The sequence below is a fragment of the Streptomyces sp. NPDC001219 genome (assembly GCF_053597915.1).
This window is the reverse complement of the sequence record NZ_JBSFJF010000016.1, coordinates 60,929-80,570: the sequence shown is the minus strand read 5'-3', so window position 1 is coordinate 80,570 and position 19,642 is coordinate 60,929. Positions and strand designations below refer to the sequence as shown.

15 protein-coding genes are annotated in these 19,642 nt (G+C 71.6%); 8 read left to right on the top strand and 7 right to left on the bottom strand.

The annotated features are described in order from the left end of the window. Positions 1 to 67 precede the first annotated feature (67 nt). Positions 68 to 3,022 (bottom strand): excinuclease ABC subunit UvrA, encoded by a 2,955-nt coding sequence (gene uvrA / locus ACWC9R_RS13215; RefSeq protein ID WP_450731206.1) that lies wholly within the window; start codon positions 3,020 to 3,022, stop codon positions 68 to 70. Between the two features lie 261 nt (positions 3,023 to 3,283). Then, positions 3,284 to 4,027, bottom strand: coding sequence for a TetR/AcrR family transcriptional regulator (locus tag ACWC9R_RS13210; protein ID WP_450731205.1), 744 nt, complete (start codon positions 4,025 to 4,027; stop codon positions 3,284 to 3,286). A 58-nt stretch (positions 4,028 to 4,085) separates the two neighbouring features. On the opposite strand from ACWC9R_RS13210, the gene ACWC9R_RS13205 reads away from it, so the two are divergent. From ACWC9R_RS13205 to ACWC9R_RS13190, 4 genes are all read left to right on the top strand, one after another. Continuing rightward, positions 4,086 to 5,642, top strand: coding sequence for an FAD-dependent monooxygenase (locus ACWC9R_RS13205; RefSeq protein WP_450731203.1), 1,557 nt, complete (start codon positions 4,086 to 4,088; stop codon positions 5,640 to 5,642). A 127-nt stretch (positions 5,643 to 5,769) separates the two neighbouring features. After that, complete coding sequence (locus ACWC9R_RS13200; RefSeq protein WP_450731202.1) at positions 5,770 to 6,513, top strand: maleylpyruvate isomerase family mycothiol-dependent enzyme; 744 nt, start codon at positions 5,770 to 5,772, stop codon at positions 6,511 to 6,513. A 9-nt stretch (positions 6,514 to 6,522) separates the two neighbouring features. Then, positions 6,523 to 7,179 (top strand): MBL fold metallo-hydrolase, encoded by a 657-nt coding sequence (locus ACWC9R_RS13195; RefSeq protein WP_450731200.1) that lies wholly within the window; start codon positions 6,523 to 6,525, stop codon positions 7,177 to 7,179. Between the two features lie 92 nt (positions 7,180 to 7,271). Continuing rightward, a complete protein-coding gene (locus ACWC9R_RS13190; RefSeq protein WP_450731198.1) occupies positions 7,272 to 8,336 on the top strand; it encodes a S66 family peptidase in 1,065 nt (354 codons plus the stop codon). Positions 8,337 to 8,434: 98 nt separating this feature from the next. Here ACWC9R_RS13190 and ACWC9R_RS13185 read toward each other — a convergent pair whose 3' ends face one another. The 4 genes from ACWC9R_RS13185 to uvrB form a co-directional block, all read right to left on the bottom strand. Then, positions 8,435 to 9,421 (bottom strand): TerC family protein, encoded by a 987-nt coding sequence (locus ACWC9R_RS13185; protein WP_450731196.1) that lies wholly within the window; start codon positions 9,419 to 9,421, stop codon positions 8,435 to 8,437. 217 nt (positions 9,422 to 9,638) lie between these two features. Then, on the bottom strand, positions 9,639 to 11,705 hold the full coding sequence (locus ACWC9R_RS13180; RefSeq protein WP_450731194.1) for a TerD family protein: 2,067 nt from the start codon (positions 11,703 to 11,705) through the stop codon (positions 9,639 to 9,641). 101 nt (positions 11,706 to 11,806) lie between these two features. After that, positions 11,807 to 12,385, bottom strand: a complete 579-nt coding sequence (locus ACWC9R_RS13175) for a TerD family protein (protein ID WP_450731192.1) — start codon at positions 12,383 to 12,385, stop codon at positions 11,807 to 11,809. A 229-nt stretch (positions 12,386 to 12,614) separates the two neighbouring features. Next, the gene (gene uvrB, locus ACWC9R_RS13170) at positions 12,615 to 14,747 is read right to left on the bottom strand and encodes an excinuclease ABC subunit UvrB (protein WP_450731190.1); all 2,133 of its coding nucleotides are present in this window, start codon (positions 14,745 to 14,747) and stop codon (positions 12,615 to 12,617) included. 666 nt (positions 14,748 to 15,413) lie between these two features. On the opposite strand from uvrB, the gene ACWC9R_RS13165 reads away from it, so the two are divergent. From ACWC9R_RS13165 to ACWC9R_RS13155, 3 genes are all read left to right on the top strand, one after another. Then, positions 15,414 to 16,301, top strand: coding sequence for a glycerophosphodiester phosphodiesterase (locus tag ACWC9R_RS13165; RefSeq protein ID WP_450731188.1), 888 nt, complete (start codon positions 15,414 to 15,416; stop codon positions 16,299 to 16,301). Positions 16,302 to 16,381: 80 nt separating this feature from the next. Next, positions 16,382 to 16,975, top strand: coding sequence for a methylated-DNA--[protein]-cysteine S-methyltransferase (locus ACWC9R_RS13160; RefSeq protein WP_450731186.1), 594 nt, complete (start codon positions 16,382 to 16,384; stop codon positions 16,973 to 16,975). A gap of 52 nt (positions 16,976 to 17,027) precedes the next feature. Beyond that, entirely contained in the window at positions 17,028 to 17,570 is a 543-nt protein-coding gene (locus ACWC9R_RS13155) for a DUF1697 domain-containing protein (protein ID WP_450731184.1), read from the top strand. Positions 17,571 to 17,583: 13 nt separating this feature from the next. Here the strand turns inward: ACWC9R_RS13155 and ACWC9R_RS13150 are convergent, their stop codons facing one another. Further along, positions 17,584 to 18,045 (bottom strand): type II toxin-antitoxin system PemK/MazF family toxin, encoded by a 462-nt coding sequence (locus tag ACWC9R_RS13150; protein ID WP_362608107.1) that lies wholly within the window; start codon positions 18,043 to 18,045, stop codon positions 17,584 to 17,586. Between the two features lie 138 nt (positions 18,046 to 18,183). Between ACWC9R_RS13150 and ACWC9R_RS13145 the strand changes: the two genes are divergently transcribed. Next, entirely contained in the window at positions 18,184 to 19,614 is a 1,431-nt protein-coding gene (locus ACWC9R_RS13145; protein ID WP_450731181.1) for a WGR domain-containing protein, read from the top strand. Positions 19,615 to 19,642: the final 28 nt, after the last annotated feature.

Genomic DNA, 19,642 nt, shown 5'->3' with positions numbered 1-19,642 from the left:
CGACGGGCCGTCACCGCCCCCGTCGTACGGAGAGCGGTGACGGCCCGGCAGTAGCGGCCCGTTGGTGTCAGGAGGACCGGCGGGTCCGGGCCGTGGTCTTCTTGGCTGCGGTCTTCTTCGCTGCGGTCTTCTTGGCCGCCGGCTTCCTGGCGGAGGCCTTCACCGGCGCGGCATCGCTGACGCGGTCGCCGAGGATCTCCCGCAGGAACTTGCCGGTGTGGCTGGCCGGGATGGACGCGATGTCCTCCGGGGTGCCTTCGGCGACGACCAGACCGCCGCCGTTGCCGCCCTCGGGGCCCATGTCGATGACCCAGTCGGCCGTCTTGATCACATCGAGGTTGTGCTCGATGACGATCACCGTGTTGCCCTTGTCGACCAGGCCGGACAGCACATTGATCAGCTTGCTGATGTCGTCGAAGTGCAGACCGGTGGTCGGCTCGTCGAGGACGTAGACCGTGCTGCCCGTGGAGCGCTTCTGGAGCTCGCTGGCCAGCTTGACGCGCTGCGCCTCACCGCCGGAGAGCGTCGGCGCGGACTGCCCGAGCCGGACATAGCCGAGGCCGACCTCGTTGAGCGTCTTGAGATGCCGGGAGATGGTCGGCACCGCCTCGAAGAAGCTCAGGGCCTCCTCGATGGGCATGTCCAGCACCTCGGCGATGGACTTGCCCTTGTAGTGGACCTCCAGGGTCTCCCGGTTGTAGCGCGCGCCGTGGCAGACCTCGCACGGCACGTACACGTCCGGCAGGAAGTTCATCTCGATCTTGATGGTGCCGTCGCCGGAGCAGTTCTCGCAGCGGCCGCCCTTGACGTTGAAGGAGAAGCGTCCCGGCAGGTAGCCGCGGACCTTGGCCTCCATCGTCTCCGCGAACAGCTTGCGGACATGGTCGAAGACGCCGGTGTAGGTGGCCGGGTTGGAGCGGGGGGTGCGGCCGATCGGCGACTGGTCGACATGCACGACCTTGTCCACCAGGTCGTCGCCGGCGACCCGGGTGTGCCGGCCGGGCACCGACTTGGCGCCGTTCAGCTCGCGCGCGAGGTGGGTGTAGAGGATGTCGTTGACCAGCGTCGACTTGCCGGAGCCGGAGACGCCCGTGACGGCGGAGAACACCCCGAGCGGGAAGGAGACGTCGATGTCGCGGAGGTTGTTCTCCTTCGCGCCGTGCACCGTCAGCTGCCGCGCCGGGTCGGCGGGCCGCCGGATGTCCGGTGTCGCGATGGCCTTCTTGCCGGACAGGTACTGGCCGGTGATCGACTCCTTGTTGGCCATCAGCTGCTTCATGGGGCCGCTGTGCACGACCTTGCCGCCGTGCTCACCGGCGCCCGGGCCGATGTCCACGACCCAGTCGGCGACCTTGATGGTGTCCTCGTCGTGCTCGACGACGATCAGGGTGTTGCCCATGTCGCGCAGCCGCACCAAGGTCTCGATGAGCCGGTGGTTGTCGCGCTGGTGCAGGCCGATCGACGGCTCGTCCAGGACGTAGAGCACGCCCACCAGGCCGGAGCCGATCTGGGTGGCGAGGCGGATGCGCTGGGCCTCACCGCCGGAGAGGGTGCCGGCCGCGCGGTTCAGCGAGAGGTAGTCCAGGCCGACGTCGACCAGGAACTTCAGCCGCTCGTTGACCTCCTTGAGGACCCGTTCGGCGATCTTCTTCTCGCGCGCGGTGAGCTTCATCTCCCGCAGGAAGTCGGCGCAGTCGCTGATCGACATGGCCGCGACCTCGGCGATCGACCGCTCCTGAACCGTGACGGCGAGCACGATCGGCTTGAGGCGGGTGCCCTCACAGGTCGGGCAGGGCACCTCGCGCATATAGCCCTCGAAGCGCTCCCGGCTGCTGTCGCTCTCCGCCTCGGAGTGCCGCCGCTTGACGAACGGGACGGCGCCCTCGAAGGGGGTCGTGTAGGCCCGCTGGCGGCCGTACCGGTTGCGGTAGCGCACCTCGATCTGGGTCTTGTGGCCGTTCAGCAGGGCTTTCTTGGCGCGGGCCGGCAGCCCGGCCCAGGGGATGTCCGTACGGAATCCGAGGGCGTCCGCCAGCGCGCCGACCAGGCGGCCGAAGTACTCCTTGGTGTGGCCGTGCGACCAGGGGTGGATGGCGCCCTCGTCGAGGGAGCGGTCCTCGTCGGGGATGATCAGCTCGGGGTCGACCTCCATCCGCGTGCCGATGCCGGTGCAGTCCGGGCAGGCGCCGAAGGGCGAGTTGAAGGAGAAGGAGCGGGGCTCCAGCTCCTCGAAGGAGAGGTCGTCGTAGGCGCAGTACAGATGCTCCGAGTACATCCGCTCGCGCTGCGGGTCGTCGGCGTCCAGGTCGACGAAGTCGAGGATGACCATGCCGCCGGAGAGTCCGAGGGCGGTCTCGACGGAGTCGGTCAGCCGCCGCTTGGCGCTGTCCTTGACGGTGAGGCGGTCGACGACCACCTCGATGGTGTGCTTCTCCTGCTTCTTCAGCTTCGGCGGCTCGGAGAGCTGGATGGTCTCCCCGTCGACCCGGGCCCGGCTGTAGCCCTTGGTCTGGAGGTCGGAGAAGAGATCGACGAACTCGCCCTTGCGCTCGCGCACCAGCGGGGAGAGCACCTGGAAGCGGCTGCCCTCGGGGAGTTCGAGCACCTTGTCGACGATGGCCTGCGGCGACTGCCGGGCGATCGGCCGTCCGCACTCGGGACAGTGCGGCTTGCCGATCCGGGCGAAGAGCAGCCGGAGGTAGTCGTAGACCTCGGTGATCGTGCCGACCGTCGAGCGCGGGTTGCGGGACGTCGACTTCTGGTCGATCGACACCGCGGGGGACAGGCCCTCGATGAAGTCCACATCGGGCTTGTCCATCTGCCCGAGGAACTGCCGGGCGTAGGAGGAGAGCGACTCGACATAGCGCCGCTGCCCCTCGGCGAAGATCGTGTCGAAGGCGAGCGAGGACTTGCCCGACCCGGAGAGCCCCGTGAAGACGATGAGGGAGTCACGGGGGAGGTCGAGCGAGACGTTCTTGAGGTTGTGCTCGCGAGCGCCACGGACGATGAGACGGTCGGCCACGCCGGTCGGCACCTTTCTTGGAGGGGGCGGGAGCCGCGACTCCGCGCCCGCCGCTCGGTGGGTGAGCAGAGGCGGCGAAGCGGAGCGGAGCCCCGCCCAGGGTATGGGGCCCGCCGCGGCACTGTCTTCGGGATGCCACTCACGAGCTTATAGCACGCACATTCGATTTGCCGGACTCGCAAGCCCTGTTCACCCGAACGTGTGGCGGCCCCACAATCTTCCCGCCCCACCGCACGCCCGTACGCTGCGGAAACGCCGTCGTCAAGCGAAGCCGGGCAGCGCCCGCTCCAGCGCATCGAACGTCCGCCGCAGCACCTCCGCCTGCTCAACGGCCACCTCGTCCGCCAGGTCACCCCCGAGCTGCCGGTCCGCGGCGCCGACGTACGCCACCCGGATCGCCGCGACGATCAGCGCCGCGCCCAGCCGGGCGTCCTGACCGGGGCGGTCCGCCGCGCCGCCCGCGGCCTCGGCGAGCAGCCCGGCGAGGACGCCCTCCGTCCCCTCGACCGCCTCCCGCCCCCGCGCCCGCAGCGCCGGTGAGTCCAGCACGGTGCGCCAGAAGTGCTCGAACCCCTCCCCCACCCCGCCCAGCGGATGCCGCTCCGCCAGCAGGCCGAGCACCAGCCGGCGCAGCGCGGCGAGCGGCGACTCGTCGGCGCCGCGCTCCCGGACGGCACGGGCGATCAGCTCCTGCGCCTCGGGAATCCGGTCGAGGAAGAGGTCCTCCTTGCGCGGGAAGTAGTTGAAGACCGTCATGGTCGACACCTCGGCGGCGCGGGCCACCTCGGCGACGGTGACGTTGTCGAAGCCGCGCTGGATGAACAGCAGGGTGGCCTCGCCGGAGATCCGCTGCCGGGTGCGCAGCTTCTTGCGCTCACGGAGCGTCAGCCGCTCCTCCTCCACCGCGAAGCCGGTCTCCGGCCGCCGCCCCCGCAGCCCCTCGCCGCCCGCTTTCCGCCCACCGTCCGCGGCCCGCTCACCGCCGCGCCGTCCCTCATCCACCATGGCTGGATTTTAGCCAGCTTTGAGTCGACCAAATTTTTTAGTCACTACACTTCTGTCCATGACGCATGACGCAGACGTAGTGGTGGCGGGGGGCGGCCCGGTGGGGCTGCTGCTCGCCTGCGAACTCGCCCTGGCCGATGTCCCGGTGATCGTCCTGGAGCGGCTGACCGAAGTGGACACGACGATCAAGGCAGGGGCGATCAACTCCCCCAGTTCGGAGGCCTTCTACCGGCGCGGGATGCTGCCCGCACTGGCGGAGGCACAGCGCGAGACCTTCGAGAGGTTCAGCGCGTTCCTGAAGCAGCGGCAGGCCGCCGGGGCCTCCACGGTGCGGCAGCCACCGAAGTTCGCCGGGCATTTCGCGGGCATCATGCTGCGCGGTGATCTGCTGGACGAGGCCGACCCGGACTTCGACGGCCACGGACCCGCCGCCGACGTCGGCCTCGTACCGCAGGAGGCCCTGGAGCGGCTGCTCGGCGCCCGCGCCGCCGAACTGGGCGTCGACCTGCGCCGCGGGGTGACCCTGACCGGCTTCGACGCCGGGGAGGACGGCGTACACGTACACGCCTCGGACGGCACGCTGCGCACCGGCTGGCTGGTCGGCTGCGACGGCGGCCGCAGCACCGTCCGCCGGCTCGCCGGCTTCCCGTTCCCCGGCACGGCCCCCGGGATCACCGGACGTCAGGCCCTGGTGGAGATGACCGGCGCCGAGGAGCTGGGGGCGGGCTGGAACTGGACGGATGCCGGGACGTACGCGCACGGACCGCTGCCCGGCCGGATTCTCACCGTGGAGTTCGACGGGCCGCCCACGGACCGTGAAGCCCCGGTCACCGCCGAGGAGTTGGAGGAGTCGCTGCGCAGGGTATCCGGGGTGCCGGACGTGAGGGTCCACAAGGTGCTCTCGGCGACCCGGTTCACGGACAACGCGCGCCAGGTGCCCGACTACCGCTCCGGACGGGTCCTGCTGGCCGGTGACGCGGCCCATGTGCACTCGCCGTTCGGCGGCCAGGGGCTGAACCTCGGCCTCGGTGACGCGATGAACCTCGGCTGGAAGCTGGCCGCCACGGTCCGCGGCCACGCGCCCGCGGGGCTGCTCGACACGTACACCGCCGAGCGGCACCCCCTGGGCGCGTGGGTGCTGGAGTGGACCCGGGCCCAAGTCGCCCTGATGCGGCCGGAGTCACACGCCCGGGCGCTGCGCGGGGTGATCGCGGAGCTGGCCGGGACGGTCACCGCCACCACCTTCTTCGCCAAGAAGATCTCCGGTGTCGGGCAGCGCCACGACCTTCCCGGCGAGCATCCGCTGACCGGCCGCAGCGCCCCTGACCTGGAACTCTCCGATGGCACCCGGCTCGCCGACCATCTGCACGACGGGCACGGGCTGTTGCTCGACCTGGCCGGTGACCCCGGGGTGCGCGCGGCCGCCGCGGGCTACGACGGCCGGGTGCGGGTGGTCACCGCCGGCTGCCCCGGGCGGCCCGGCCTGACCGGTCTGCTGGTGCGGCCGGACGGCTGCACCGCCTGGGCGGCGGACTCCGACGGCCCCGGCTCCCCGGACGAGCTGACCGCGGCGCTCCGGACCTGGTTCGGTGCCCCGGACGGTGCGGCGGCCTGACCAGCACGGCGGGTGGCGCGGACCGGCCGTCCGGGACGGCTGGAACGCGCCGCCCGCCCCACCCGCGTACGCCCCACCCGGCGCCGGCCGACTCCCGAAGCCGCCGCGACGGCGCTAGCGTCGGACCATGACCCTCACCCCGTCTGACTTCCCGCACGATGTGGCCGCCGTCCGCGAGGCCACCGACCGGCTCCTGGTCTCGGTGAGCAAGCTCGACGACGCGGCGATCGGCGAGCCGTCGCTGCTCCCCGGATGGACCCGCGGCCATGTCCTCGCCCATCTGGCGCGCAACGCGGACGCGCTGGGCAATCTCCTCACCTGGGCGCGAACCGACGTGCGGACCCCGATGTACGCGAGTGCCGAGGTGCGAGAGCGCGACATCGAGCGGGGCGCCGGCCGTCCGCTCGCGGCGCAGCTGGAGGATCTCCGGGAGACCGCCGCGCGGTTCGACGCGGCGATGGAGGCACTGCCGGAGGGGCGGTGGGCCTTCGAGGTGGAGATGCGCAACGGCGTGGTCGAGCGGGCCGACCGGCTGCCGCTGCGCCGGCTGACCGAACTCGAACTGCACCATGTCGACCTCGGCGTCGGCCACACCGTCGACCAGCTGTCGCCCGCTTTCGTCGACCGGGAGCTGTACTTCCTCTGCTCGGTGAAGTTCGCCGGGCACCCGGAGCTGCCCCCGCTGGAGCTGCGGGCCGACGACGGCCGCCGGTGGCGCACCGGCCGCCCGGACACCGGGCCGGAGGCCGGCGCCGCACCGCTGGTGGTGACGGGCTCCGCGGCCGCCCTGGTCGGCTGGCTCACCGGCCGCGGCGACGGCGGCAAACTGGACAGCCACGGCTGCGAGCTGCCCGCCGTACCGCCGCTTTAGAGTGGTCCCATGGGCTACAGCGGAGCAGTGAAGGTCGGCGGACCGGCCGACGTGCACGAGCTGACCGACCTGATGATTTCCAAGGTCGCGGTCGGTCCGATGAACAACAACGCCTATGTGCTGCGGTGCCGGGCGACCGATGAGCAACTGCTGATCGACGCGGCCGCCGAGCCGCGCACCCTTCTCGCACTGATCGGCGACAGCGGTATCGGCTCCGTGGTCACCACCCACCGGCACGGTGACCACTGGGGCGCGCTGCGCGAGATCGTCGACGCGACCGGCGCGCGGACCTGTGCGGGGCGGTACGACGCCGAGGGCGTCCCCGTCCCGACGGACGTGCTGCTCGAGGACGGTGACACCCTCACCGTCGGCCGGGTCGAACTGACCGCGCGTCATCTGGTCGGGCACACCCCGGGCAGCATCGCGCTGGTCTACGACGACCCGCACGGCGCCCCGCACCTGTTCACCGGGGACTGCCTGTTCCCCGGGGGCGTCGGCAACACCTTCGGCAGCGCCGAGAACTTCGCCCGTCTCATCGACGACGTGGAACACAAGCTCTTCGGTGAACTGCCCGACGAGACCTGGGTCTATCCGGGGCACGGCAACGACACCACGCTCGGCGCGGAGCGCCCGCAGCTCGCCCAGTGGCGCGAGCGCGGCTGGTAACACACCGGACGGGGGACGCGGCGGACCGTACGCCGCGTCCGGCAACGGGAAATGGGGCTGCCGGTCCGCCCGGCGGCCCCTAATCTCACATCATGCCGATACCGACACCGCCCGCCTCCGCCCTCCGTCACCCGCCCAAGCCACGCCCGGGCGACCGGGTGGCCGTGCTCTCGCCCTCCTCGGGGCTTCCGCACCTGTTCCCGAGGCCGTACGAACTCGGTCTGGCCCGGCTGGAGAAGGACTTCGGGCTGATCCCGGTCGAGTACCCGACCACCCGCAAGTGGGGCGCCGGCCCCCAGGAGCGGGCCGCCGATCTCCATGCGGCGTTCACGGACCCGGACATCGCCGCCGTCTTCGCCAGTATCGGCGGTGACGACCAGCTCACCGTGCTGCCCCATCTGGACCGCGAGGTGTTCCGCGCCCACCCCAAGCCGTTCTTCGGCTACAGCGACAACACCAACCTGCTGGCCTACCTCTGGAACACCGGCATCGTCGGCTTCCACGGCGCCACGGTGATGTGCGAACTGGGCCGCCCCGGGGCGATGCACCCGCTCACCGCGGATTCGCTGCGCGCCGCGCTGTTCACCGAGGGCCCGTACGAACTGCGGCCCGCTGAGCACTACGGCGACGAGAACGGCGACTGGGACGACCCGGAGACCTTCGCCGCCGAGCCCGCCGCGTGGCCGGGCGAGGGCTGGTGGTGGTACGGGCCGGAACGGGTGGTGGAGGGCCCCAGCTGGGGCGGCGGCATCGAGGTGCTGTCCTGGATGCTGATGGCGGACCGTGAGATCCAGGAGGCTGCCGCGTACGACGGCTGTGTGCTGTTCCTGGAGACCTGCGAGGAGCTGCCGAAGGCCGACGACGTGTACTTCGTGCTGCGCAGCATGGGTGAGCGCGGTCTGCTGCGGAAGTTCCCGGCGCTGCTGATGGGCCGTCCCAAGGCGTGGTCGCTGTCCCAGCCGCTCCCCGGCCCGGCGAAGGAGGCCTACCGGCGCGAGCAGCGTGCGGCGGTGCTCCGTGCGCTGGACACGTACGCCCCGGAGACCGTCGCGGTCTTCGACGTCGACCTCGGGCACACCGATCCGCAGCTGGTGATCCCCTACGGCGGCGCGGTGCGGGTCGACGGGGTGGCGCGGCGGATCACGGTGACGTATTGACGGGTGCGCGCCCGTACACGGCGGCGGCGCCCGGCCCCGCTCCGGAGGGGAGCGGGAACCGGGCGCCGCGGACGCCGTTCCGGGGCCGTGAGCCGGCCTCAGGCGTCGATGCGCTCCTTGGCCGTGGCCTCCTCGGCCGCGGCCTGCTTCTTGGAGGCCCGCAGGCTGGTGAGGGTCGTGACGACCAGGACGGCGCAGATGACGCCCAGCGAGACCGGAATGGAGATCTCCGGGACGGGCACCCCGGACTCGTGGAGGGCGTGCAGCACCAGCTTCACGCCGATGAAGCCGAGGATCACCGACAGGCCGTACGAGAGGTGGACCAGCTTCTTGAGCAGTCCGCCGATGAGGAAGTACAGCTGCCGCAGACCCATCAGGGCGAAGGCGTTGGCGGTGAAGACGATGTACGGGTCCTGGGTGAGGCCGAAGATCGCCGGGATGGAGTCCAGGGCGAAGAGGACGTCGGTGGTGCCGATCGCCAGCATGACGATCAGCATCGGCGTCATCAGCCGCTTGCCGTTCTCGACGATGAACAGCTTGGTGCCGTGGTACGTGTCGGTCGACGGGAAGCGCTTCTCGACCATCTTGAGGAAGCGGTTCTCCTCGAACTCCTCGTCCTCCTCCTCGGCACGCGCCTCCTTGATGAGCTTCCACGCGGTCCAGATGAGGAAGGCGCCGAAGAGGTAGAAGATCCAGGAGAAGTTGGCGATGATCGCGGCGCCCGCGCCGATGAAGCCGGCCCGTAGCACCAGCGCGATCAGCACGCCCACCATCAGCACCCGCTGCTGGTAGACCGCCGGGACCGCGAACTTCGCCATGATCAGCACGAAGACGAAGAGGTTGTCGACGCTCAGGGACTTCTCGGTGATGAATCCGGCGAAGAACTCACCGGCCGGAGCGGTGCCGCCGAACAGCAGCAGCCCGAGGCCGAACAGCGCGGCCAGCGCGATCCAGACACCGGTCCAGATTCCGGCCTCCTTGAGGGAGACCTCGTGCGGTTTGCGGCCGCCGATGAAGAAGTCGGCGGCTATCAGGGCGCACAGACCAAGGATGGTCAGCACCCACAGGTTCAGGGAAACGTCCACTGCTCTCCTCCGGCAGAGTCGTACGGCACTCACAGCGTCGTCGCTGCCGGAGGTCTCTTCCGCCCCGTCCGCCCTAGGGGGACGGGGCCGACGCCCCGGGATCTCGTCACACTCGCAATCCGTGATGACGGGCACGTCGTAGTGGGAATACTCCCCTCCGCACCAAGAAGCGTAAAGGAAGCCCAATGAATAGTAAAGAGAAAGGTAAAGTCGCTGGTCAGGGCGCTTTTCGGGCAGCCGCGAGCCGGCCCAGCACCTGACGTACCACCTGACTGCCCTTCGGGGCGAGCGGCGGCTCGTACGTCCAGGCGTGGCCCACCCAGGGGTCGGCGAGGTGCGCGTCGGGCACCGGGGTGATCCGCAGCAGGGAGCGCCACAGGGGGTCCAGGACCGGGCCGTACTCCCGGCTCTGGGCGCGGTCGGCGACCAGCATCAGATGCACCCCGACCGCCGGCCCCTCGTCGGCCAGATAGCGGAGCCGGGTCAGGGCACGGTCGTCGAAGCCGTGCGGGAAGTCGTGCACGATCAGCAGCTGCTCGGCGGTGTCGAGATCCGCCGGCAGATGGTCCGCGGCGCGATGGCGGACGGCCATCTGGACGAGCTCCACCCGCCGGGTCAGCTCCTCCAGGACCGCGGTCACCCCCTTGGCGCCCGGCAGCGGGAAGGCGGGCAGCGCACCGCTCTCCACCAGCGGGGCCAGCGCGGGCCCGGCGGCGCCGTCCGGGTCGATGACCTGGACCGCGAACTCTCCGGCGGGGTGGATGGCGAGCAGCCGGGCGGCGATCGCGACCGCCGACTCCATGGCCAGACGGCGCAGCTCGGCCGCGTCGGGCGGCCCGTCCGTGAGCGCGCCGGGCAGCTCCCGGCGGCCGATGTCGCGCTCGGGGCCGGGCCTGCCGCCGGTGTAGGAGTCGGGGCCGCTGTCGATCCACAGCCCGCGCTCCAGCGGGAGCCGGACCAGCATGGGGACGCGCAGGTCCAGGACCTCGGGGAGGTGCAGATCGCCCAGGCGCAGCGCCATCGGACGCTCCAGCGGGACGTGGTAGCCCTGCCATACGGGGTTGTCCCAGCGGGCGAACGCGGGCGGCAGCGCGGGCTCCACGACCTCCGACTCGGCCGTGAGCTGCGCGAGGTCACGGTCGAGGGCGGCGCGGGCCTGGGTGACGAGGGTGGCGTGCCTGTCGCGGGCGGCGGCGCGCGCGGCCTCGCCCTCCGTGCCGAGGCGGCTGCGCGGGTCGGCGAGGGCGCGGTCGAGCTCCTGCTCCAGGCGGGTCTCGGCGAAGTCGGCTGCGCTGCGGTAGGCGGCGACCGAACGTGCCAGGTCCTCGAACATGCCCCAGACCTGGTTGTAGAGCCGCTCGTCCATGCTCCAGCCGGCGGCGTCACCGGCCACCGGGAGCGAGGGGCCGTCGGGCGCTGAGGGGCCCGCGGCCGAGGGGGGCGGGCCGGCCGGTGGCGCGGTGGACGGGGCGGGGGCGGCGGGGGCGGGCGTGCCGCGTCGGCGGGGGTGCCGGTAGTCGATGGGGCCGCCGTCCGCCGGGGCGGGCGGCAGGTCTCCGGCCTTGGCGCCGGCGGCGGCCTTCGCCCCCGCTCCGGGCCCGGGCCCGGCCGCGGCCCCGGCTCCGGCTCCGGGACGTGGCGGTCCGTCAGCCGCAGTGGCGGGCCCGGGGGACGGGCCGGTGCCGGGCCGTTCGGACCGGCCGGCCACCAGGGGGGCGGGGACCGCGCGGGCCTGCCCCCGCCCGATCGCTTCCTCGATCTCCGCGGCCAGCTCCGCCGCCTGCGGCAGCCCCTGGTCACGCAGCATCGCCGACAGGCCGTCCGCGTAGCCCTGGCCCACGGCGCGCACCTTCCAGGCGTCCTGCCGGCGGTAGAGCTCCACGGCGACGACGGCGGACTCGGAGCCCAGACCGGTGATCGTGTAGCGGACGAGGGCGGCGCCGTCGAGTCCGGTGACCGTGACGGAGGGCGCGGCGGCGGCACCGAAGGCGGCCGGCCCGCCGGTCCCGCCGGGCAGCGCGAGCAGCACACTCACCCGGTGGACGGCCGTGTCCAGCGCGTCGAGATCCACCGCGATGCGGTGCTCGGCGGCCGCCTGGCGGGGAACCTCGATTCCGGTGCGGCGGGGCTGCCCCGGGTGGGCCACCGCCTCGGCGCCGGAGAGCCTGCCCTGCGCGTCGCCGAGGGTGACACCGGCCACGACGGGGGCGCCCGCCGCCACCCGGATCTCCACCCGGGTCCGGTCCAGTGGATGGTTCTGCCCCCGGACCAGCTCGGCCGTCATCGTTGTTCCCCCTGGAGGTGGTGGCGTTCCCCGGGCCGGACGCCGGGCGGGCCCGGGACTGCGGCGGCGCGGCCCGGTGCGCGCTGCCGCGAGGGTGGTGGTTACAGGTGCGGCACGATCGCCGGCACCAGGTCCTGGAAGGTGCGGCCGACGGAGGGCTCGCCGATGGCGGTCATCTGCCAGCCGGTGCCCACCCGGTGGACCTTGGACATGACCTGTGCGGTGTAGTTGCCGCCGCCCGTGAGGGTGTAGCGGGCCAGCTCCTGGCCGGTGGTCTCGTCCACCAGACGGCAGAAGGCGTCCTGCACCTCGGCGAAGGTCTGGCCGGTGAAGGAGTTGACGGTGAACACGATCTGGTCGATGTGCACCGGCACCCGCGCCAGGTCGACCAGGATCGCCTCGTCGTCGCCGCCCTGGCCCGCGCCGCCGACCAGGTTGTCGCCGGTGTGCCGCACCGCGCCGTCATCGCTGACCAGGTGCTGGAAGAAGACGACGTCTATCGGCTTCTTGTCGGCGAACAGCACGGCCGAGGCATCGAGGTCGATCTCGCTGGTCCGCCTGCCGAACAGACCACGGCGCGGCGCCGAGCGCCACCCCAGCCCCATCCGCACCGCGGTCAGGGTGCCTCCGTCGGACTTCTGCAGGCTGATGCCCTGCCCCTTGGACAAATTGACCGACACGCGCCGTCCCCTCTCTCGTCACTGTCCCCGCCCAGCTTTCCGGCGGCCCTTCGACCCTACGCACGGCGGCGGGCCGGGCATGCACAAGGCCCGCGTTTTGTGGCGCTTCTGCAACACACCGGTCCGCTGAACACACCGCGCTCACGTGCGGCGATGCCCTGCGGCGCGCCCGTACGGACCGGCCGCCTACCCTCCGCGCGCTCCCCCTGGGCGACGCGCCGCCCCCCGCCTACTTCACCCCGGCCTCCCTCATTTGCCGCAGCTCCTTCTTCAGTTCACCCACCTCGTCCCGCAGCCGGGCGGCGACCTCGAACTGCAGCTCCGCCGCGGCGGCGCGCATCCGCTCCGTCATCTCCTCGATCAGCGCGGCCAGTTCGGCGGCGGGACGGTCCGTCAGCTCGGCTCCCGCCTTGCCGCCCTTGCCCTTCGCCCCCTTGGCGCCGAGCGCCGGGACCGGCGCCTTGCCCTTGGCTTCCTTGGTCTCGGAGCCCTTGCGGTAGCCCGTGCCCAGCAGCTCCTGGGTGTCGATCTCCTCGCGGGCGAGGGTGGCGACGATGTCGCCGATCTTCTTGCGGAGCGGCTGCGGGTCGATGCCGTTCGCCTTGTTGTACGCCAGCTGCTTCTCCCGGCGGCGGTTGGTCTCGTCGATGGCCTTCGCCATCGCCGCGGTGACCTTGTCGGCGTACATGTGCACCTGCCCGGAGACGTTGCGCGCCGCACGTCCGATGGTCTGGATGAGCGCCGAACCGGACCGCAGGAACCCCTCCTTGTCGGCGTCCAGAATGGCCACCAGGGAGACCTCGGGGAGGTCGAGGCCCTCACGCAGCAGGTTGATGCCCACCAGGACGTCGTACTCACCCGATCGCAGCTCCCGCAGCAGCTCCACCCGGCGCAGCGTGTCCACGTCGCTGTGCAGATAGCGGACCTGGATGCCGAGCTCCAGGAAGTAGTCCGTGAGGTCCTCCGCCATCTTCTTGGTGAGGGTGGTGACCAGGACGCGCTCGTCCTTGTCCGTGCGCGTACGGATCTCGTGCACCAGGTCGTCGATCTGCCCGTCGGTGGGCTTGACCACCACCTCCGGGTCGACCAGGCCGGTCGGGCGGATGATCTGCTCCACGAAGCCGTCGCCCCGGGAGAGCTCGTAGGAGCCCGGGGTCGCGGACAGGTAGACGGTCTGGCCGATGCGCTCCAGGAACTCCTCCCACTTCAACGGCCGGTTGTCGAGGGCGGACGGCAGCCGGAAGCCGTGCTCGACCAGGGTCCGCTTGCGGGAGGCGTCGCCCTCGTACATGGCGCCGATCTGCGGGACGGTGACATGCGACTCGTCGAGGACCAGCAGGAAGTCGTCCGGGAAGTAGTCGATGAGGGTGTTGGGCGCGGAGCCGGGCTCGCGGCCGTCCATGTGCATCGAGTAGTTCTCGATGCCCGAGCAGGAGCCGATCTGCCGCATCATCTCGATGTCGTAGGTGGTGCGCATCCGCAGCCGCTGGGCCTCCAGGTGCTTGCCCTGCTTCTCCATCGTGGCGAGGCTGTCCGCCAGCTCGGCCTCGATGCCGGCGATGGCCTTCTCCATGCGCTCGGGGCCCGCGATGTAGTGGCTGGCCGGGAAGATGTACAGCTCCCGGTCGTCGCTGATCACCTCGCCGGTGAGCGGGTGCAGGGTGGACAGCGCCTCGATCTCGTCGCCGAACATCTCGATGCGCACGGCCAGCTCTTCGTAGACCGGGAAGATCTCGATGGTGTCGCCGCGCACCCGGAAGGTGCCGCGGGTGAAGGCCACGTCGTTGCGGGTGTACTGGATGTCGACGAAGCGGCGCAGCAGCTGGTCGCGGTCGAACTCGTCACCGACCTTGAGCGGCACCATGCGGTCGACGTACTCCTGCGGGGTACCCAGGCCGTAGATGCAGGACACCGAGGCGACCACGACGACGTCACGCCGGGTGAGCAGGGAATTCGTCGCGGAGTGGCGCAGCCGTTCGACCTCCTCGTTGATGGAGGAGTCCTTCTCGATGTACGTATCGGACTGCGGGACGTACGCCTCGGGCTGGTAGTAGTCGTAGTAGGAGACGAAGTACTCGACGGCGTTGTTCGGCAGCAGCTCGCGGAATTCGTTGGCGAGCTGGGCCGCGAGGGTCTTGTTGGGCGCCATCACGAGCGTCGGGCGCTGCAGCTTCTCGATCATCCACGCGGTGGTCGCCGACTTGCCGGTGCCGGTCGCGCCGAGCAGGACGACATCCTTCTCACCCCCGCGGATGCGCCGCTCCAGCTCGGCGATGGCCGCCGGCTGGTCACCATTGGGCTGGTAGGGGCTGACGACCTCGAAGGGCGCCACCGTGCGTTCGATCTTTGATTCGGGCCGCATGGGTTCCACCGTACGACCCGGCACTGACAACCGGCGGTGCTCATGCTCCGACCTGCGGTTCTACCGAAGGGCGGTGGTGGTCGGGGCCCCGCGGCGGGGCGGGCGGGGTCCTGCGGTGGGCGGCGTCCTGCGTCGGAGGACCGATGGCGGGGCGCGGCGGGCGCGGACCACGCTTCGGCGGTCGGCGGTCGGCGGTGTGGGCGGGACGGCGTGCCCGGCGGGAGCGGATGGCCGCGACGCCGGGGCCGCCATGAGACGCCGGGCGGGGCGCGGCGACCCGCGCGCGGCGGGAAGCACCCCCACCCCGCCTGGCGGCCCGTCAGTGAGCGTGCCCCGCCCGTACCCGGAACCCGGCGCGCCGGGCCACCCTGCGAGGTGTTCGACCAAAACCGGTCAGAAGCACGAGGGGTGACGCGTCATCGGCCAAGATGCGCGGATGCCGCGGCTCCGGCAAGTTGGACGGCGTCGGAGCGTACGTCTGTGGCACGGCTGAACCGGGCATCCTGCAACTGCGCGACGCTCCACGGAAGACCGGCCACGTCTCGTTCAGGTCCCGGACACCACACGACCGCCTCCCGCTACGGCCCGGCTGCGAGCCTCTGTCCGTCCGAACCGGTTCACGTCCCTTCACGTCAGCTCACGTCCACGACGTCACGAGGAGTCCGTATGCGTATTCGCCCCGTCGCCACCGTTGCCGCCGGTGCGCTCATGGGACTGTCCACGCTCGTCCTCTCCCCGACCGCCGCCCAGGCCGCGCCGGCCGGACACACCCCGCTGACGGTCGCCCACCGCGGCGCCTCGTCGTACGCGCCCGAGAACACCCTCGCCGCGATCGACGCGGCCGACCGGCTCGGATTCGAGTGGGTCGAGAACGACGTACAGCGCACCAAGGACGGCGAGCTGGTCATCCTCCATGACAACTCGCTCGCCCGGACGACCAACGTCGAGCAGGTCTTCCCCGGGCGCTCCCCGTGGAACGTCTCGGACTTCACGCTCGACGAGATCGAGAAGCTGGACGCGGGCAGCTGGTTCGGGCCGAAGTTCCGCGGGGAGCGGGTGCCGACCCTCGATGACTACATGGACGAGGTCGAGCACAACGACCAGAGTCTCCTGATGGAGCTCAAGTCGCCGGAGCTCTATCCCGGCATCGAGCTGCAGACCCTCACGGAGCTGCGCCGCGCGGGCTGGCTGGACAAGGCGCATGTGAAGGACCGTCTGATCGTGCAGAGCTTCAACGCCGACGCCATCAAGAAGGTCCACGCCCTCCGGTCGGACGTCAAGACGGGCTTCCTCGGCAACCCGTCCGTCGCCGACCTCCCGAAGTTCGCGAAGTACTGCGACCAGATCAACCCCGTCCACACGGCGGTCACCAAGGAGTACGTCGCCGCCGTGCACGGCCTGCGGGGACCGCACCGCCGGCAGCTGGACCTGTACACCTGGACCGTCGACGACCCGGCGGTCGCGGTGAAGGTCGCCGGTCTGGGCGTCGACGGCATCATCACCAACAAGCCCGACGTCGTGCGCGACGCCCTGGAGGGCCGCAGCAACGACTGAGCGCCTGGTGGCGACGGGCGGGAGGCGCGGACGCCTTCCGTCCCCCTCGCGTTGTCAGTGGTGCGTCCTACCCTGAACAGGTGACGTATGCAGAGCGGGATTCCGGGCCGGCGACACCGCCGGACGCGGCGCCGGATGCGGCGGCGCGGCGCGACTGGGCCTGGAGGCGGTTGACCACCCCCATCGGGCCGCTGCTGCTCGCCGCGACGCGGGAGGGCCTGGTCCAGGTCGTCTTCCACGCCGACGAGCGGACGACCCGCAGTGCCCTGGCCCGTCTGGAGCAGCTCTTCGGCGGTCCGCCCCTCGACGGGACACCTCACCTGACGACGGCCGCCGACGAGCTGACCGCCTACTTCGCCGGGGAGCTGCGGTCCTTCACCGTCCCCCTGGACTGGTCCCTGTCCTCCGGCTTCCCCGCCCGGGTCCTGCACGCCCTGGCCACCGGCGTCCCCTACGGCAGCGTCGTCGGCTATCAGGACCTCGCCGACCGGGTCGGGGAACCGGGCGCCGCGCGTGCGGTGGGTGCGGCGATGGGCTCCAACCCGCTGCCGGTCGTCGTCCCCTGCCACCGTGTCGTGGCCAGTGACGGCGGCATCGGCGGCTTCGGGGGCGGCCTGGAGACCAAACGCCTGCTGCTGGCCCTGGAAGGTGTGCTGCCGGCTCCGCTCTTCTGACCCCGACCGCCGTCCGGCCTCACCGGGGCCGGCTCCCACGAAGGACCGCGTCATGTCCCGTCAGATCGCTCTGCTCCGCGGCATCAACGTCGGCGGCCACAACCCCTTCCCCAAGGCGAAACAGCTGGAGCTGGCCGCGTCACTGGGCTTCGAGGACGTCTCGGTCCTGCTGCAGACCGGCAACATCGTCTTCGCCGACCCCGGTACCCCGCCGGAGGCAACGGCCCGGGTGATCCACGACGGGATCGCCGCCGAGCTGGGCCTGACGGTGCCGGTCCTCGTCCGGACCGCTGACGAGCTGGCCGCCACCGTAGCCGCGAATCCGTTTCCCGAGGCCGTGCCGGAGCCCAAGAGTCTGCACGTCACGTTCCTGTCGGCGGTGCCGGCCGACACCTCCCGGCTGGACGCGCTCGACCCGGCCGGGTTCGCGCCCGACCGGTTCCGGCTGATCGGGCGCGAACTGTACCTGTGCTGCCCCGGCGGCATCGGCCGCTCCAAGCTGGCCGACGCGGTGAGCCGGGCCCCACTGGGGGTCACCGCCACGGCACGCAACTGGAACACCGTCACCAAGCTGCTGGCCCTGGCGACCGCCTGAGGGCCCGGCGCCGTCAGCGCCAGCCGTGGCGCTCGCGCAGCCGGTTGGTGACCAGGTTGAAGCGGCCCCGGTCCAGGGCGCAGGCCTCGCGCCGCATACCTGCCGGGTGCACCCGCAGCACCCGGTCCACGGCCACCCATGAGTCGCGCCCCGCGCGGTCCCATGGGCCGGCCCCTATCGGGACCCACTCCCGGTCGTGGTTGTGGCGCTTGCTGGACAGCTGCACCGCCAGCAGCGTGCCGCCGGTCTCCCGGGCCACGACCAGCACCGGCCGGTCCTTGCCGCGGCCGTCGTTCTCCTCGTAGGGAACCCAGGTCCACACGATCTCGCCAGGGTCCGGGTCGCCGTCCGGGTCCGGTGCGTAGGTCATCGTCACGGTGCCGACGGAGCGCGGCCTGGCCTCCACGGTGGCGGTGGGGCCGTGGCTGCCGGGCAGCGCGCCGGGCTCGTCGGATGCAGGGAATGAAGTCGTCACGGGGCCACGCTAACCGCCGTCCGGCACGCGGCTGTCAGCGGTCCGCGGCCGGCCGCTCCCGGCCGGTTGTCAGTGGTCGGCCGTACGGTTTTTCACAGCGGGGGACGGCCGTCGGGGCCGCCCGGGGAGGGGAGCGCTGTGTCCGGAACCACGACGTATCTGGAGCTGTCGCACGAGGGCGGCGGCGCCCACAAGTTCTACGAGGTGACGGTGCGGGACACGGTCGTCTCGGTGCGCTACGGCCGCATCGGCGCGGACGGCCGGCAGCAGACCTCGACTTTCCCGACCCGGCAGAAGGCACAGGACGCGGCCGCCAGGAAGGTCGGCGAGAAGGTCCGCAAGGGCTACGCGCCGGCGGTCCGGGGGCAGCGCGCCGCCCGGCCGGTGACGCGCCGCCAGGTCTCCTCCGCACCGTCGACGGCGCGCGCGGTCGCCCCGGTGCTGTGGCGCTTCCGTACGGGCGCTCCGGCCTTCGGGATTCACATCGCCGAGGACCGCTGCTGGGTCGGAAACCAGGACGGCGATGTCCACACCCTCGGGCACGACGGCGAGGTGCTGGCGCGCTATCAGCTCCCCGACGGCGTCAAGTGCCTGGTCGCGGACGACTTCTGGATCTACGCGGGCTGCGACGACGGCACGGTCTACGACCTCTCCTCGAAGCTCCCGTTCGCCGCCTACGCCATCGCCCCCGATGTCGACATCTTCTGGCTGGACATCCGCGAGGGCATCCTCGATGTGGCCGACCGCGACGGCGGGCTGACGGTGATCGACCCCGAGGACGAGTACCAGTGGTCGCGGCGCAGCAGCGGCGAGCACGCCTGGATGGTGCGGCGGGACGAACGCGCCGTCTACCACGGCCATCAGCGCGGGGTGACCGCCTATCGTCCCGACGGCAGCGGGGAGTTGTGGCACACCCCGGTCCGGGGCGCGGTGCTGTTCGGCTGGCAGGAGGACGACGCGGTGTACGCCGGCACGAACCGGCACGTGGTCCAGCGGCTGGCGAAGGACAGCGGAGCGCCGGAGGCCACCTACCACTGCGACACGGCCGTGTACTCCTGTGCCACGGCCCCGGGCGGCCGCTATGTCTTCGCCGGTGACGCGGCCTCCTCGGTGTACTGCTTCGCCGCCGACGGCACCCGCCTGTGGAAGCTGGGCACCGGCGGCGGATCGGCGCTCTCGATGCAGTATCTGGACGAGAGGCTGTACATGGTCACCACCGACGGGTCCCTGGTGTGTGTGGACGCGAGTGACGCGGCCGTCGCCGCCGCCCGGTCCGGCACGGTCCCGGTGGCCCGGGACGTGAAGTCGGCCGCCGCGCTGCCCACCTACACCCCGTCGGCCACGGTGCGGACGGTGGCGTCCGCCGCCGCCTCGGAGATCGTGGTGGAGTGCGTCCAGGAAGGCGGCCGGCTGCGGGTCCACGCCGTCTCCGACGGCTATGAACCGTCCTGGAACGTGCAGTTCCCGCGCCACATACGCCGGCCCGGGGCACGGTATGTCGTCGATGACCTGGCGGCCTCCCCGGGCGGCTTCTACCGCGTCCGGGGCGAGATACGGCAGCTCGTCTGAGACCGGGCGACCAGGTGGGGACGGGCGC